Raw genomic sequence first — 14829 nt, 5'->3', positions numbered from 1 at the left:
TCGGCCGATCGGGCTACTGCCGGATCGACCAGCCCCGCTCCCGCAGCGCCGCGCTGAGCACGGGCGCGGCCTTCGGTTCGACCATGAGCTGCACGAGTCCCGCCTGCTGGCCGGTCGCGTGCTCGATGCGTACGTCCTCGATGTTCACGCCCGCGCGGTCCGCGTCGGCGAAGATGCGGGCGAGCTGGCCCGGCTGGTCGTTGATGAGCACCGCGACGATCTCGTACGCCAGGGGGGCCGACCCGTGTTTGCCCGGCACCCGGGTCTGGCCGGCGTTGCCGCGCCGCAGCATGCTCTCGACGCCCGCCGCGCCCTCGGTCCGCCGCTCCTCGTCGGTGGACTGGAGCGCGCGCAGCGCCGTCACCGTCTCGTCCAGGTCGCCCGCGACCTGCGCCAGCAGGTCGGCGACCGGGCCGGGGTTGGCGGACAGGATGTCGATCCACATCCGGGGGTCGGACGCGGCGATCCGGGTGACGTCGCGGACGCCCTGGCCGCAGAGGCGCACCGCGGACTCCTCGGCGTGCTCCAGGCGGGCCGCGACCATGCTGGAGACCAGGTGCGGCATGTGGGAGACGAGGGCGACCGCGCGGTCGTGGGCGTCGGCGTCCATGACGACGGGGACGGCGCGGCAGAGCGCGACCAGCTCCAGGGCGAGGTTGAGCACCTCGGTGTCGGTGTCGCGGGTCGGGGTGAGCACCCAGGGCCGGCCCTCGAAGAGGTCGGCGGTGGCGGCGAGCGGGCCGCTGCGCTCGCGTCCGGACATGGGGTGCGTGCCGATGTACGGGGTGAGGTCCAGGCCCAGCGCCTCAAGCTCGCGGCGGGGGCCGCCCTTGACGCTGGCCACGTCGAGGTAGGCGCGGGCGGCGCCGCGCCGCATGACGTCGGCCAGCGTGGCGGCGACGTGCGCGGGCGGCACGGCGACGACGCACAGGTCGACAAGTCCCTCAGGGGATTCGTCGGTACCGGCGCCGAGCGCGGCGGCGGTGCGGGCCTGTGCCTGGTCGTGGTCGGCGAGGTGGACGGTGACGCCGCGGGAGGCGAGGGCCAGGGCGGCGGAGGTGCCGATCAGACCGGTGCCGATGACGAGGGCGGTTCTCACTGGGCGATGTCCTTGCGGAGTGCGGCGGCGGCGCCGAGGTAGACGTGCGCGACCTCGGAGCGGGGGCGGTCGGTCTCGATGTGCGCGAGGACGCGGACGACGCGGGGCATGGCGCCCGCTATGTCCAGTTCCTGGGCGCAGATCAGCGGTACGTCGGCGAGGCCGGCGCCGAGCCCGCGCGCGGCGGCCGCCGGGAAGTCGGAGTGCAGATCGGGCGTGGCCGTGAACCAGATGCTGATCAGGTCGTCCCCGGTCAGTCCGTTCCGCTCAAGGACGGCGGTGAGCAGCGCCCTGACCTGCTCGCCCATGTGCCCGGCCTCGTCCCGCTCCAGTTGGACGGCGCCCCGGACCGCTCGTACCGCCACAGTGCTGCTCCTCGCTCGCGTACGTACGACTGTCGTCCGGCAAGGGTAGTCAGCGCCCGGCACGGCGGCGCGGGGCGCCCGTCTGCCGAGACGGGGCGGGGAAGGCCGGGGCCGGAGCGGCTCAGGCGTCCCAGAGCGTCCCGAACTCCAGCAGTTCGTCGCGGTGCTCGATCCGCTCGGCCCAGTCGGCGGGCCACGCGTCGGCGCCGAGGCGCGCGCCCGCGAAGGCGCCCGCGAGGCAGGCGATCGAGTCCGAGTCGCCCGAGGTGCAGGCGGCGCGGCGCAGCGCGGTGACGGGCTCGTCCACGAACATCAGGAAGCAGAGCAGGCCGGTGGCGAGCGCCTCTTCCGCTGTCCAGCCCTCGCCGGTGGCCAGGCAGGGGTCGGTCTCGGGGTTGGCGTGCCTCAGGGCGGCTGCCAGGCGCTCCAGGACGGCCAGGCACTCGTCCCAGCCGTGGGCGATGAACCGCTCGGGCGAGGCGGCCTCGCCCCGCCTCCACAGTCCGCCGAGCCAGCGCTCGTGGTACGTCGTCCGGTTCTCGTACGCGTAGGAGCGCAGCAGTCCGATGAGCCCCATCGGTTCGGCGCCCTCGGCCAGCAGCCGTACGGCGTGCGCGGTGAGGTCGGAGGCGGCGAGGGCCGTCGGGTGGCCGTGGGTGAGCGCGGACTGCAGCTGCGCCGCGCCCGCACGCTGCTCGTCGCTCAGGCCGGGAACGAGCCCGAGGGGCGCGACCCGCATGTTGGCGCCGCACCCCTTGGAGTGCACCTGACTGGCCTCCTCCCAGGGCTTGCCGTTCTTGAGGAGGCCGCAGGCTTTCAGGCAGGTGTTCCCGGGCGCGCGGTTGTTCTCCGGCGACTGGTACCACTCCACGAACTCCTCGCGCAGGGGCCGCTCCAGCCGCTTCGGCCCGAGTGCGCCCCGGCCCGTGGCGGTGCGCAGGCCCCTGGCCAGCGCGAGGGTCATCTGCGTGTCGTCCGTGACGAAGGCCGGCTTCGGCAGCTCCATGCCCCGCCAGGGACCGCACTTGGCGAGGATCGACGGCACGTCGTTGAACTCGGTCGGGAAGCCGAGCGCGTCCCCCAGGGCGAGACCCAGCAGGGATCCGGTGGCGGCGCGCTTCATGAGGGCTGTCCTTCCGAGGTGGGGCGCAGAAGAGGCGGGTGGAGGGCGGTGGCGGTGCCCGCCCGGAAGAGCGTCGCGGGCTTGCCGCGCCCGCCGGTCAGCCGCGCGGCGCCGGGGATCGCCTCGACGAGCCCCGCGGTGCCGACGACCTTGCGCCGGAAGTTGGCGGGGTCCAGCTCGGCGCCCCACACCGCCTCGTAGACCTGCCGCAGCTCGCCGAGTGTGAACTCGGGCGCGCAGAAGGCGGTGGCGAGCCCGGTGTACTCCAGCTTGGCGCAGACGCGTTCATGGGCGTCGGCGAGGATCCGGTCGTGGTCGAAGGCGAGCGGGCGGTACGTCGCCGGGCTGTAGGGCAGCCAGGCCGCGCGGGCGGCGTCGCCTCCCCCGCGCGCCTGAGGCGGGTCGGCGACGAGCGCCGCGAACGCCACGGAGACGACCCGCATGCGCGGATCGCGGTCCGGCTCGCTGTAGGTGCGCACCTGCTCCAGGTGGAGCCCGCTGACGTCCGCGAGCCCGGTCTCCTCGGCCAGCTCACGCTGCGCCGCGCTCTCGGCGGACTCGTCGGGCAGCACGAACCCGCCGGGCAGCGCCCAGCGTCCCGCGTACGGCTCCTGGCCGCGCTCGACGAGCAGCACGTGCAGCGCGCCCTCGCGGATGGTGAACACCGCCAGGTCGACGGTGACGGCGAACGGTTCGTAGGCGTGCTTGTCGTAACCCCGCATGCACAACCACCCCCCTCTCTTTATGGTCTCGATGACTATAAAGAGAGGGGGGTGGTCCACGCAAGGGGTCCCGCCGGGCCCAACGGCCTACAGGTCGACTTCCTTCATCAGCATGCCGACCTCCGTGTTGGACAGCCGCCGCAGCCACCCGGACTTCTGGTCGCCCAGGGTGATCGGCCCGAAGGCGACCCGCACCAGCTTGTCGACGGGGAAGCCCGCCTCGGCCAGCATGCGCCGCACGATGTGCTTGCGGCCCTCGTGCAGCGTGACCTCGACGAGGTAGTTCTTGCCGGTCTGCTCGACGACGCGGAAGTGGTCCGCCTTCGCGTACCCGTCCTCCAGCTGGATGCCGTCCTTGAGCTGCTTGCCCAGGTCACGCGGGATCGGGCCCACGATGTGCGCGAGGTAGACCTTCTTCACGCCGTACTTGGGATGGGTCAGGCGGTGCGCCAGCTCGCCGTGGTTGGTGAGCAGGATGACACCCTCGGTCTCGGTGTCGAGCCGCCCCACGTGGAAGAGCCGCGTCTCGCGGTTGGTCACGTAGTCGCCGAGGCACTGGCGGCCCTCGGTGTCCTCCATGGTGGAGACGACACCGGCGGGCTTGTTCAGCGCGAAGAACTGGTACGACTGCGTGGCCACGGTCAGGCCGTCGACCTTGATCTCGTCGTTCTCGGGGTCGACGCGCATGCCCTGCTCCAGGACGATCTCGCCGTTGACCTCGACGCGGGCCTCGTCGACCAGCTCCTCACAGGCACGGCGCGAGCCGTAGCCCGCACGGGCGAGGATCTTCTGCAGGCGCTCGCCCTCCTGCTCGGCGCCCGGGAAGGTCTTGGGCGGGCTGACCTTCGGCTTGCCCGCGTACCGCTCGCGGTTGCGCTCCTCCTGCCGGGCGTCGAACTCACGCGAGGTCGCGGGGGTGCCACGGCGGCTGCCGCGGGCCCCACTGCCCTGGGAGGTGCGGGGGCCGCCCTTGGCGCCGCCGCGCGCCGCAGCGCCCCGGCCCTTCCTCGCCTGGGCCCCGAAGACCGCGTCCGAGCCGCCTACGTCGTAGCGACGCTCCTCGGGGCGCGGCTTGCTCGGCCGGCTCGGCTTGTCGTCGCGCCGGTCGTCACGCCTGCTGTCGCCACGCTTGTCGTCTCGCCTGCTGTCGCCACGCTTGTCGTCTCGCTTGTCGTCGCGGCCGTTACCGGCGGCACCCCGGTAATCGCCGCGGCCACCGCTGCTGCCACGGCCGCCGCTGTTGCCACCACGGCTCCCGCCGTTGTTTCCGCTGCTGTTCCTGCCGTTGCTGCTTCGCATCAAAAGTTCCGTCTAGTCGGCTGTGTCCTGGGTGTACTCGTACCCCGGCGCATCGGGTGCGTCCGGGTCGAACGACGGAACGCCTTCCTGCGTCTCGGCCTCGATCGCGTCCGCCTCTGGGAGGAAGGGCGCGAGCTCCGGAAGCTCGTCCAGGCCGCGCAGGCCCATCCGCTCCAGAAAGTAGTTCGTCGTCCTGTACAGGATCGCACCTGTTTCGGGTTCCGCGCCCGCCTCCTCCACCAGACCCCGCTGGAGGAGGGTGCGCATCACGCCGTCGCAGTTCACCCCGCGCACCGCGGAGACCCTCGAACGGCTGACCGGCTGGCGGTACGCGACCACGGCGAGGGTCTCCAGGGCCGCCTGGGTGAGCCTCGCCAGCTGACCGTCGAGGACGAAGCCCTCCACGGCCGCGGCGTACTCGGGCCGCGTGTAGAACCGCCAGCCGCCCGCGACGAGCCGCAGCTCGAAGCCCCGCTTCTGCACGGTGTACTCGTCGGCCAGCTCGCGCAGCGCGTCGGCGACCTCGCGCCTGGTCCGCCCTAGGATCTTCGCCAGATGCTCCTCGGTCGCCGGCTCGTCGACGACCATCAGGACGGCCTCCAGCGCGGGCCGCAGCTCCAGCTCCGCGACGGCACCGGCAAGCTGCCCCACGGGGCTGTGCGCGCTCACGCCTTCTCCTCCATCGGCTCGGGGGCCCGGTCGAACTCGTCGGTCACCATCGGCTCCCCGGCGCTGTCGCCGCCGGTCCAGCGCACGGTCAGCTCGCCGAGGGGGTCCTCCTGGTCCAGGGCGACGACCTTCTCGCGGTACAGCTCCAGGAGGGCGAGGAAGCGCGCGACGACGGTGAGGGTGTCCCCCGCGTCCTCCACGAGCACCCGGAAGCCGATCTCCCCCCGCTCCCGCAGCCGGGCGACGACGAGGCCGGCCTGCTCCCGCACGGAGACCAGCGGGGCATGGATGTGGTCGACGTACACCTGCGGCTTCGCGCGGGGCCGCATCGCCTTCACCGCGAGCTTGGCGAACCCTTCGGCCCCGATGCTGATGACGACTTCCGGCAGCAGCTCGGCGTGGTGCGGTTCGAGCCCCACGGTCCGCGGATAGCGCCGCGCCTCCTCGTCGAGCCGCCCGCTGAAGATGTCCGCGATCTGTCTGTACGCGCGGTACTGCAGCAGCCGCGCGAAGAGCAGGTCCCGCGCTTCGAGCAGCGCCAGGTCGGCCTCGTCCTCGACCTCGGCGGTGGGCAGCAGCCGCGCCGCCTTCAGATCGAGGAGCGTGGCGGCGACCACCAGGAACTCGGTCGTCTGGTCGAGATCCCAGTCGGACCCCATGGCGCGGATGTGCGCCATGAACTCGTCGGTCACCTTGGACAGGGCGACCTCGGTGACGTCCAGCTTGTGCTTGGCGATCAGCTGGAGCAGCAGATCGAAGGGCCCTTCGAAGTTCGCGAGCCGCACCTTGAACCGTCCGTCACCGGGTTCCTCCGGCTCGGCGGCAGCCGCCCCGGGCCCGCGCCCCAAGGTGCGGCGGCGAGCAACGGGGGGCGGTGCGGAATCGTCGTTCAGGGGCATCGGCGGGAAGGCTACCCCTTACCGCCCACGCAACCGTCGTACGAGAATGCTCGCGTCCCCCCGCGACTCCAGATCGGCGAGGACGACGGCGACGGCCTCCCGCACGATCCGCCCGCGGTCGACCGCGAGCCCATGCTCTCCGCGCAGCACGAGCCGCGCGTGTTCGAGGTCCATCAGCTCCTCGGCGGAGACGTAGACGGTGATCTTCTCGTCGTGCCGCTCGCGCCCGCTGGGCCGCCGGTTCGCGGCCCGGGCCCGCCGCCGCGCCTGCGCGGTCGAGGAGCCGGACTTGCCGCCGCCCTGGGCGGCCGAACCTTCCTGCGCCGCTGACGAGCGGCGTCCGGAGCCCTTCTCGGCGTCGCCCGCGGAACGGCTGCGGGACTCGCCGGAGCCGGACTCCGCGTCCGTGGCCGCGTGTTCGGCGGGCTCACCGCCGTCGCCCTGCGCGGTGTCGTCGGCGGAGGCCGCAGTCTCGTCGCTCTCGCCCGCCGGAGCGGGGACGCGCGCCTCGCCGTTGGCCGGGCGCCGCGGGGTGGACGACTGGAGGGCCATCCCCCCTGTCGTACGGAACAGTTCGTCGGCCCCGGGCAGACTCACTCGGCGTGACACCGGGCGAGCACCTCCCTGGCGAGCTGACGATAGGCGGCCGCGCCGACCGAGTTGGAGGCGTACGTGGTGATCGGCTCACCGGCGACCGTGGTCTCCGGGAAGCGGACCGTGCGCCCGATGACCGTGTGGTAGACGTGGTCGTCGAAGGCCTCGACCACGCGCGCGAGCACCTCTCGGCTGTGCACCGTGCGGGAGTCGTACATGGTCGCGAGGATGCCGTCGAGTTCCAGGTCGGGGTTGAGCCGCTCCTGGACCTTCTCGATGGTCTCCGTCAGCAGGGCCACACCGCGCAGCGCGAAGAACTCGCACTCCAGCGGCACGATCACCTTGTGGGCCGCCGTCAGGGCGTTCACGGTGAGCAGGCCGAGCGAGGGCTGGCAGTCGATCACGATGTAGTCGTAGTCCTGCATCAGCGGCTTGAGCGCCCGCTGCAGCGTCGACTCGCGCGCGACCTCGCTCACCAGCTGAACCTCGGCGGCCGACAGGTCGATGTTGCTGGGCAGCAGGTCCATGTTGGGGACCGCCGTCTTCAGGAGCACCTCGTCCGCGGACATGCCGCGCTCCATGAGGAGGTTGTAGACCGTCAGGTCCAGCTCCATCGGATTCACACCGAGGCCGACCGAGAGGGCGCCCTGCGGGTCGAAGTCGACGAGCAGGACCCGGCGCCCGTACTCCGCGAGGGCGGCGCCCAGGTTGATGGTCGACGTCGTCTTGCCGACGCCGCCCTTCTGGTTGCACATCGCGATGATCTTGGCCGGACCGTGGTCGGTCAGCGGGCCGGGGATCGGGAAGTACGGCAGCGGGCGTCCCGTGGGGCCGATGCGCTCGCGGCGCTGGCGGGCCGCGTCCGGCGCGAGCGTGGCCGCGTACTCCGGATCGGGCTCGTACTCGGCGTCGGGGTCGTAGAAGTGCCCCTGGGGCAGTTCCTCGTAGTCGGCGAGGTGGGTGTGGGTGTTATCGCCACTCCGGTCGCCGGCCATGGCGTTCACGTGATGGCCATCCATGCTCTGGGGTGCTGACTGTGTCGGCTGGGGGCTCTGCCTGGCTTCGAAGGTGCGGACAGCGACGGAGCCGACAGCCTCGAGCCCGACGGGTCCTTGGCCCCGCACAGACATTCCTGGTTGACCACCCCCGGGAGCAAATGTCGACTCATTCACAAGTCGTCTTACCTCCTTGGTGACCAGGAAACTTCTCGATAGGTCAGCGTGGCACCATGCCGACGGTTGGCGACTCTATGGCGTGTCACCGCTCCGCAGCAACACAATCCGCCGGACCGGGCCCGATGTGTCGGCAAAGGAACACCTCGATGTCAAGGGCATGAGGGTTGCCAACGGCACGTATCCGGGGTGGGCGAAACGGCTAAAGGGTTACGTTCAAGGCGAGTTGAACGGGTCCACACTGATACGCATACGGCCGGACCCCTCTCAAGGTCCGGCCGCGGGCGTGAGATTGACGACTCTCGTTGACGAAAGTGTCCGAGACTGACCGGAGTCAGTCACCTGGGTCAGCCGAGGAGCGACTCCAGCTCGACGTGGTCGAGACCGTGGGACTCGGCGACCTCCTTGTAAACGACCTTGCCGTCATGGGTGTTGAGACCCAGGGCCAGCGCCGGGTCGCGGCGCAGGGCCTCGACCCAGCCACGGTTCGCCAGCTCGACGATGTACGGCATCGTCGCGTTGGTCAGCGCGTAGGTGGAGGTGTTGGGCACCGCGCCGGGCATGTTGGCGACACAGTAGAAGACCGAGTTGTGGACCGGGAAGGTCGGCTCGGCGTGCGTGGTGGCGTGCGAGTCCTCGAAGCAGCCGCCCTGGTCGATCGCGATGTCGACAAGAACACTTCCCGGCTTCATGCGCGAGACGAGCTCGTTGGTGACCAGCTTCGGGGCCTTGGCACCCGGGATGAGGACGGCGCCGATGACGAGGTCGGCGTCCAGACAGGCCTTCTCCAGCTCGAAGGCGTTGGAGACGACGGTCTGGATCTTCGTACCGAAGATCTTGTCGGCTTCCTTGAGCTTGTTGATGTCCTTGTCGAGCAGGGTCACGTGGAAGCCCATGCCGATGGCGATCTGCGCGGCGTTCCAGCCGGAGACGCCGCCGCCGATGACGACGGCCTTGCCCGCGGCCACGCCCGGGACGCCGCCCGGCAGGACGCCGCGGCCGCCGTTGGCGGCCATCAGGTGGTAGGCGCCGACCTGCGGGGCGAGGCGGCCCGCGACCTCGGACATCGGGGCGAGCAGCGGGAGCGCGCGGCCCGCGGTCTCGACGGTCTCGTACGCGATGGCGGTCGTGCCCGACTCCAGGAGCGCGTCCGTGCACTCCTTGGACGCGGCCAGGTGCAGGTACGTGAAGAGGGTCTGGTCCTTGCGGAGGCGGTGGTACTCCTCCGCGATGGGCTCCTTGACCTTCAGGAGCAGGTCCGCGGCGGCCCAGACCTCGTCGGCGGTGTCCAGGATCCGGGCACCGGCCGAGACGTACTCGGCGTCCGTGATCGAGGAGCCGACGCCGGCGTTCCGCTCGATGACGACCTGGTGGCCGTGGCGCACCAGCTCGTGCACACCGGCGGGGGTGATGGCCACCCGGAACTCGTTGTTCTTGACCTCGCGGGGGATGCCGACCTTCATCGTCGATCACGGTCCTTGGCTCAGGGGATGTTTCGGGCAATACGTCCCAGACCGGTGCACATAAGGGCGCAACGGGGGGCACCACGGTTGTACGCGGCGGAGCCAGTCTAATGAAGGATTTCTCGCTGTCTAGCCTTTCAATGCTTCAATGCTCTGCGGATGCACTACGGATTTCGTAGGTGGAAGGCGCTGCTCCACCGTTCGTTTCAAGCCTCGGGGCCTCCGGGTACTCCGTTCCCAGCATGCGCTCGGCCGCCGCCCTGTGCAGCCGGGCGGCCGCCGGGTCGCCGAGCCGCTCCAGCGTGTCGGCGAGGCGCACCTGCAACGCCGCCTGCAGGCGTACGTCGTTGGCGTGCCGCGCCCACTCGACGGCTTCCTGACAGGTACGCAGCGATTCCTCGGGCCTGCCCGCGTACTCCTGCACGCGCGCCATCTCGCTCAACGCCCTTGCCTGGGCGGCCACATCGCCGTTCTTGCGGTGCCCGGCGACCGCCGAGCTCCAGTTGCGCAGCGCCTCGCCGTAACGGCCCGCGTAGGTGCACACCGTGCCGATGCGGCCGTAGAGCCGGGCGGCGTCGGCGCGCTCGTCGCGGGCCAGCCGCTGGGCGAGGGCCCTGCCGTACCAGTCGGTGGCCCGTGACCAGTCCCCCAGCTGCTGGTAGGCGCCGCCTACGGATTCCATCGCACGCCCGGTGGCGTACGGATCCGCAGCCGCGCGGCCCGCGTCCAGCGCGGCCCGATAGCGCGCGAGGGCCTCCGGCGTCCGCCCTGTCCGGGCGTCCAGGTCCGCGAGGTTCAGCAGCGCGGCGGCCTTCTCGCGGGGCAGGTCCTGCCGCTCGGCCACGTCCAGGACCAGCCGGTGGATGCCGTAGAGGTCGGGGGCCGCCTCCTCGGCACCGCGGTGCGCGATCAGGGCCCGCGTCAGGGCGGCCATCAGGCGCCGCGCGAGGGTGTCCAGCTCCCCGTCGGCCACCGCGAGGCGGGCCGCGGCGAGCAGCGCGGGCCGGCGGACGGAGAGCCACTCGGCGGCGGCGCCGGGGCCGTCGAAGCGCAGGGCGCGCGGCAGCCCCGACAGCTCCTTGCGGGCGCCGGAGGCCTCCGGCTCGGTGATCGCCCGGCAGGACTGGAGCAGCCGTACGGTCCGCTCCAGCATCCGGGCGCGGGCCAGCTGGAGCTCCGCCGGGCGGTCCTGGGTCTCGGTGAGGGACCGCAGCAGGGGCACGAGGCAGCCCGGCACCTCGTACTGCGGGAGCGGCGAGTCCACGCGCCGGACGAGTCCGAGCGCGGCGAAGTCGTCCAGCGCGGCCTTGGCCCCGGAGACGGAGCAGCCCGCGAGCGCGGAGGCGGTGTGCGGGTCGACGTGTCCGCACGGGGCGAGGGAGAGCAGGCGCAGCACCCGCGCGGAGGGCCCGGACAGCGACGCGTACGTGTGCCGGAAGACCCGCGCGAGCGGCGGGCCCTCGTCGGGCAGGTCGTGCACCCGCTTGGCCAGATCGGCGACGGCCGCCTTGGGCCGCACGGAGAGCCAGCCCCCGGCGAGGACGAGGGCCGCCGGGTGGGCCGCGCACGCCTCGACCAGGGATTCCGCGGAGCCCGGGTCCACCTTGATGCGCACGGGTCCCGCGGCGCGGGCCAGCAGCTCCACCGCGGCCGTCTTGTCGAGGCCGCCGAGGGTGCACGGGCGTACGTCGGGGATGCCGGTGAGGGGGCCTTGGGAGACGGCGACGACCAGGCAGTCGGGGGTGTCCGGAAGCAGCGGGTCGACCTGTTCGGCGTCGGCCGCGTCGTCGAGGAGCAGCAGGGCCCTGCGCTCCTTCAGGGCGTCCCTGAGCCGCTCGGAGAGGTCGTCCTCGCAGGCGCCGGGCGGTGCGGGGACGGCGAGGGCGTCGAGGAGTTCGCGGGCGGTGCGTTCCGTCGGCACCCGTTCGCCGTCGGGGTCCGTGAGGCGGGCCCGCAGCACTCCGTCGGGGTAGTCGCCGGCGAGCTGTCGTACGAGCTCCTCGGCGAGTGAGGTGCGGCCGGAGCCGGGGCGGCCCGCGACGAGCAGGACACGGGCGCGGGGCGCTTTGCGGCCGGACAGGGTGTCGAGTCCCGCCCGGGCGATGTCCACGCGGAGTTCCTTCAACTCGCGGGCCCGGCCGACGAACTGATCACTGGTCGGCTCACCGGCGGCACCGGCCGGGGACGGTACCGCGCCACCCGCCGCCGTACCGTCCGTGTCGACCGCCTGATCCGTCACGGGCCACGCTCCCGTCCGCCTGCGCACGAACCCGCCAGGACTTCGGGCGGGACGCTTTCAGAGCCTAGTTCAGGCCCTGCTACGCCTCCGGACACGCGCCGCGCACAAGTCCCCCGATCGGATCAGCGGATCGTCATACCGGTAGGGCCGACCGTGCGGCGACCCCGGGTCCTAGGCCTCGAAGGGACGCGCGGGCCAGGGCGCCTCGGCCGGGCGCAGTGCGTCGACACCGTCGCCCTTCAGGGCCGCGTACAGCGAAAGGACGCCTACGACCAGGCAGTTGTTGTGCAGCTCGCCGGCGAGCACCCCGCGGACCAGCTCGTCGAGCGGGACGCGGGTCAGCTCCATGTCGGCCTCCTCCTCGAAGACCTCGAAGCGCTCCCCCTCGGCCTCGGCGAGATCGCGGGCGAGGAAGACGCGCACGGCCTCGTCGCAGCCGCCGGGGGTGGTGTAGACGTCGGTGAGGACGCGCCAGTCCTCGGCCTTGACGTGCGCCTCCTCGTAGAGCTCGCGCTGCGCGGCGTGCAGGGGGTTCTCGCCGGGGACGTCGAGCAGCCCGGCGGGGATCTCCCAGAGCTTCTGGCGGACCGGGTGGCGGTACTGGCGGATGACCAGGACGCGGCCCTCGCCGTCGAGCGCGAGGACGGCCACCGAGCCGGGGTGGACCTGGTAGTCGCGGTGGACGACGGACCCGTCGGGCATGACCACGTCGTCGGTGCGCACGGAGGTCTTGTTCCCGACGAAAGGCGTCTCCGTCGCTGTGACCTGCCACTCCTCGGCGGTGTCCTTGATCGTCATGTCGCGCTGTCCTCCCACACGTGCAAACGAAAACCGGGGCACGCGCCCCAAAAGGCGCGCACCCCGGCAACCGTATCGCTCTGGTGCTACTTACCCGACTTGGTGCCCGTCCCGCGCGCGCTCTCCTGACGCTCGACGGCCGCCTTCACCAGGCCCGCGAAGAGCGGGTGCGGACGCGTCGGGCGGGAGCGCAGCTCCGGGTGCGCCTGGGTGGCGACCAGGTAGGGGTGCACCTCGCGCGGGTACTCGACGTACTCGACGAGCTTGCCGTCCGGGGAGGTGCCGGAGAACTGGATGCCCGCCTTCTTCTCCAGGTCGGCGCGGTAGGAGTTGTTCACCTCGTAGCGGTGGCGGTGACGCTCCTCGACGTACTCCTTGCCGTCGTACACCTCGCGGGCGATGGAGCCCTCGGCCAGCTTGGCCGGGTACATGCCAAGGCGCATCGTGCCGCCCATGTCGCCCTCGCCCGCGACGATGTCGAGCTGCTCGGCCATGGTGGAGATCACCGGGTGGGCGGTGGCGGCGTCGAACTCGGTGGAGTTGGCGTCCGGGATGTCCGCGAGGTTGCGGGCGGCCTCGATGACGATGCACTGGAGGCCGAGGCAGATGCCGAGCAGCGGCACCTTGTTCTCACGGGCGTACTGGATGGCGCCGACCTTGCCGTCGACGCCGCGCTCGCCGAAGCCGCCGGGGATCAGGATCGCGTCGACGTCGCCGAGCTGCTTCTTGGCGCCGGCCGGGGTCTTGCAGTCGTCGGAGGTGACCCACTTGACCTTGACGCGGGCCTTGTTCGCGAAGCCGCCGGCGCGCATCGCCTCGGTCACCGACAGGTACGCGTCGGGCAGGTCGATGTACTTGCCCACCAGCGCGACGGTGACCTCGTGCTTCGGGTTGTGCACCCGGTCCAGCAGGTCGTCCCACTGGGTCCAGTCGACGTCGCGGAAGGGCAGGTCGAGCTTGCGCACGACGTAGGCGTCGAGGCCCTCGGTGTGCAGCACCTTCGGGATGTCGTAGATCGACTTGGCGTCGATGGCGGCGACCACGGCGTCCTCGTCGACGTCGCACATCAGCGAGATCTTGCGCTTGATGGCGGTCGGCACCTCGCGGTCGGCGCGCAGCACGATGGCGTCCGGCTGGATACCGATGTTGCGCAGGGCGGCGACGGAGTGCTGGGTCGGCTTGGTCTTCAGCTCGCCGGAGGGGCCGATGTAGGGCAGCAGCGAGATGTGCACGACGAAGACGTTGTCGCGGCCGACCTCGTGGCGGACCTGGCGGACGGTCTCCAGGAACGGCAGCGACTCGATGTCGCCGACCGTGCCGCCGACCTCGGTGATCACGACGTCGACGTCGTCGGCGGCCATGCGGCGGATGCGGTGCTTGATCTCGTTGGTGATGTGCGGGATGACCTGGACGGTGTCGCCGAGGTACTCGCCGCGCCGCTCCTTGGCGATCACCTGCGAGTAGACCTGGCCGGTGGTGACGTTCGCCGAGCCGTCGAGGTCGACGTCGAGGAAGCGCTCGTAGTGGCCGATGTCCAGGTCGGTCTCCGCGCCGTCGTTGGTGACGAACACCTCACCGTGCTGGAAGGGGTTCATCGTGCCCGGGTCGACGTTCAGGTACGGATCGAGCTTCTGCATCGTGACGCGCAGACCCCTGGCCTTGAGCAGCGCGCCAAGGCTGGAGGCCGTCAGCCCCTTCCCGAGGGAGGAGGCGACACCCCCGGTGACGAAGATGTGCTTGGTCGTCGCGGCTGTGCTGTTTCGGAAAGCAGCGGTCTGCATGGCCAAGAGGGGGCTCCCGTGGTCGCGGTGTGGAAGGTGCGTACCGGCGGCCTCACCGGGAATTCGGGGGAGGCGCCGTCGCTGCGGTTCGGGGGTTCTATGACCACCGGCTCACGGGCTACCAGGGTATCAGCGCCCGAAGGAGCCCGCCTCCGGCCACGCTCCGCCATCGGACGCACACGTCACTGTCACGGAATGCGCACGTCCCCCGGCCGGAGCGCGCGCCCCCCGAACCGCGGGGACACCAGGAGACACCCCCTCTCACCTGCCGCTCACCCGTTCGGCCGCGCCTCGTTGCCGGGAGGGGCGCGCAGATCACCAACGTGCGTCGTATCCTGCTCAAACACTCGCTGCCGAGCCCCATCCGGCACACGGCACCACCCCGCCTTGCACCCGGAACAAGCGCTCGGCAACGATCACTTGACCGCTGACCAGTAAGTAAGCGCCCCGCGGGGCGAACGTGGCCGTTCGACTGGAGATGCACGTGGCCGGGCGCATCGAGGACTACGCACTCATCGGAGACATGCAGACCGCAGCCCTGGTCTGCCGGGACGGCACAGTCGATTGGCTGTGCCTTCCCCGCTTCGACTCCCACGCCGTTTTCGC

At 71.5% G+C, this 14829-nt stretch carries 14 protein-coding genes; 1 reads left to right on the top strand and 13 read right to left on the bottom strand.

What is annotated here, in order from left to right; all coding sequences use genetic code 11:
* Nucleotides 1-13 precede the first annotated feature (13 nt).
* From ACWDZ7_RS37355 to ACWDZ7_RS37295, 13 genes are all read right to left on the bottom strand, one after another.
* Nucleotides 14-1099: a prephenate dehydrogenase gene (locus tag ACWDZ7_RS37355; protein WP_451803199.1), complete on the bottom strand. Its 1086-nt coding sequence runs from the start codon at nucleotides 1097-1099 to the stop codon at nucleotides 14-16.
* Nucleotides 1096-1464, bottom strand: a complete 369-nt coding sequence (gene aroH, locus ACWDZ7_RS37350) for a chorismate mutase (protein ID WP_451803198.1) — start codon at nucleotides 1462-1464, stop codon at nucleotides 1096-1098. Before aroH ends, ACWDZ7_RS37355 begins: the two co-directional genes overlap by 4 nt.
* A gap of 121 nt (nucleotides 1465-1585) precedes the next feature.
* The gene (locus ACWDZ7_RS37345; RefSeq protein WP_451803197.1) at nucleotides 1586-2587 is read right to left on the bottom strand and encodes an ADP-ribosylglycohydrolase family protein; all 1002 of its coding nucleotides are present in this window, start codon (nucleotides 2585-2587) and stop codon (nucleotides 1586-1588) included.
* Nucleotides 2584-3309 (bottom strand): NUDIX hydrolase, encoded by a 726-nt coding sequence (locus tag ACWDZ7_RS37340; protein WP_451803196.1) that lies wholly within the window; start codon nucleotides 3307-3309, stop codon nucleotides 2584-2586. The genes ACWDZ7_RS37345 and ACWDZ7_RS37340 overlap by 4 nt, the downstream gene beginning before the upstream one ends.
* A gap of 87 nt (nucleotides 3310-3396) precedes the next feature.
* Nucleotides 3397-4608, bottom strand: a complete 1212-nt coding sequence (locus ACWDZ7_RS37335) for a pseudouridine synthase (protein ID WP_451803195.1) — start codon at nucleotides 4606-4608, stop codon at nucleotides 3397-3399.
* 12 nt (nucleotides 4609-4620) lie between these two features.
* On the bottom strand, nucleotides 4621-5277 hold the full coding sequence (scpB, locus tag ACWDZ7_RS37330) for an SMC-Scp complex subunit ScpB (RefSeq protein WP_451803194.1): 657 nt from the start codon (nucleotides 5275-5277) through the stop codon (nucleotides 4621-4623).
* Nucleotides 5274-6176, bottom strand: coding sequence for a segregation and condensation protein A (locus ACWDZ7_RS37325; RefSeq protein ID WP_451803193.1), 903 nt, complete (start codon nucleotides 6174-6176; stop codon nucleotides 5274-5276). Before ACWDZ7_RS37325 ends, scpB begins: the two co-directional genes overlap by 4 nt.
* 18 nt (nucleotides 6177-6194) lie before the next feature.
* Entirely contained in the window at nucleotides 6195-6785 is a 591-nt protein-coding gene (locus ACWDZ7_RS37320) for a hypothetical protein (RefSeq protein WP_451517874.1), read from the bottom strand.
* Nucleotides 6770-7900 (bottom strand): ParA family protein, encoded by a 1131-nt coding sequence (locus tag ACWDZ7_RS37315; protein ID WP_451517873.1) that lies wholly within the window; start codon nucleotides 7898-7900, stop codon nucleotides 6770-6772. The genes ACWDZ7_RS37320 and ACWDZ7_RS37315 overlap by 16 nt, the downstream gene beginning before the upstream one ends.
* A 389-nt stretch (nucleotides 7901-8289) precedes the next feature.
* Complete coding sequence (ald, locus tag ACWDZ7_RS37310) at nucleotides 8290-9405, bottom strand: alanine dehydrogenase (protein WP_451517872.1); 1116 nt, start codon at nucleotides 9403-9405, stop codon at nucleotides 8290-8292.
* A 145-nt stretch (nucleotides 9406-9550) separates the two neighbouring features.
* Nucleotides 9551-11644 (bottom strand): tetratricopeptide repeat protein, encoded by a 2094-nt coding sequence (locus ACWDZ7_RS37305; RefSeq protein WP_451803192.1) that lies wholly within the window; start codon nucleotides 11642-11644, stop codon nucleotides 9551-9553.
* A 171-nt stretch (nucleotides 11645-11815) separates the two neighbouring features.
* Nucleotides 11816-12442 (bottom strand): NUDIX domain-containing protein, encoded by a 627-nt coding sequence (locus ACWDZ7_RS37300; protein WP_451803191.1) that lies wholly within the window; start codon nucleotides 12440-12442, stop codon nucleotides 11816-11818.
* Between the two features lie 86 nt (nucleotides 12443-12528).
* A complete protein-coding gene (locus tag ACWDZ7_RS37295) occupies nucleotides 12529-14223 on the bottom strand; it encodes a CTP synthase (protein WP_451803190.1) in 1695 nt (564 codons plus the stop codon).
* Between the two features lie 460 nt (nucleotides 14224-14683).
* Between ACWDZ7_RS37295 and ACWDZ7_RS37290 the strand changes: the two genes are divergently transcribed.
* Nucleotides 14684-14829, top strand: a 146-nt coding sequence (locus ACWDZ7_RS37290; RefSeq protein WP_451803226.1) for a trehalase-like domain-containing protein, incomplete at its 3' end; no start/stop codon positions are given.

The organism is Streptomyces sp. NPDC003032 (assembly GCF_053591415.1).
Note: the sequence above shows the minus strand (reverse complement) of the source record. Positions and strands in the feature narration are given on the sequence as shown.

Coding starts and splice junctions, on each gene's coding strand:
- ACWDZ7_RS37345 (WP_451803197.1), bottom strand. CDS start 2,587: ATGAAGCGCGCCGCCACCGGATCCCTGCTGGGTCTCGCCCTGGGGGAC.
- ACWDZ7_RS37340 (WP_451803196.1), bottom strand. CDS start 3,309: ATGCGGGGTTACGACAAGCACGCCTACGAACCGTTCGCCGTCACCGTC.
- ACWDZ7_RS37335 (WP_451803195.1), bottom strand. CDS start 4,608: ATGCGAAGCAGCAACGGCAGGAACAGCAGCGGAAACAACGGCGGGAGC.
- ACWDZ7_RS37325 (WP_451803193.1), bottom strand. CDS start 6,176: ATGCCCCTGAACGACGATTCCGCACCGCCCCCCGTTGCTCGCCGCCGC.
- ACWDZ7_RS37315 (WP_451517873.1), bottom strand. CDS start 7,900: ATGTCTGTGCGGGGCCAAGGACCCGTCGGGCTCGAGGCTGTCGGCTCC.
- ald (WP_451517872.1), bottom strand. CDS start 9,405: ATGAAGGTCGGCATCCCCCGCGAGGTCAAGAACAACGAGTTCCGGGTG.
- ACWDZ7_RS37300 (WP_451803191.1), bottom strand. CDS start 12,442: ATGACGATCAAGGACACCGCCGAGGAGTGGCAGGTCACAGCGACGGAG.
- ACWDZ7_RS37295 (WP_451803190.1), bottom strand. CDS start 14,223: ATGCAGACCGCTGCTTTCCGAAACAGCACAGCCGCGACGACCAAGCAC.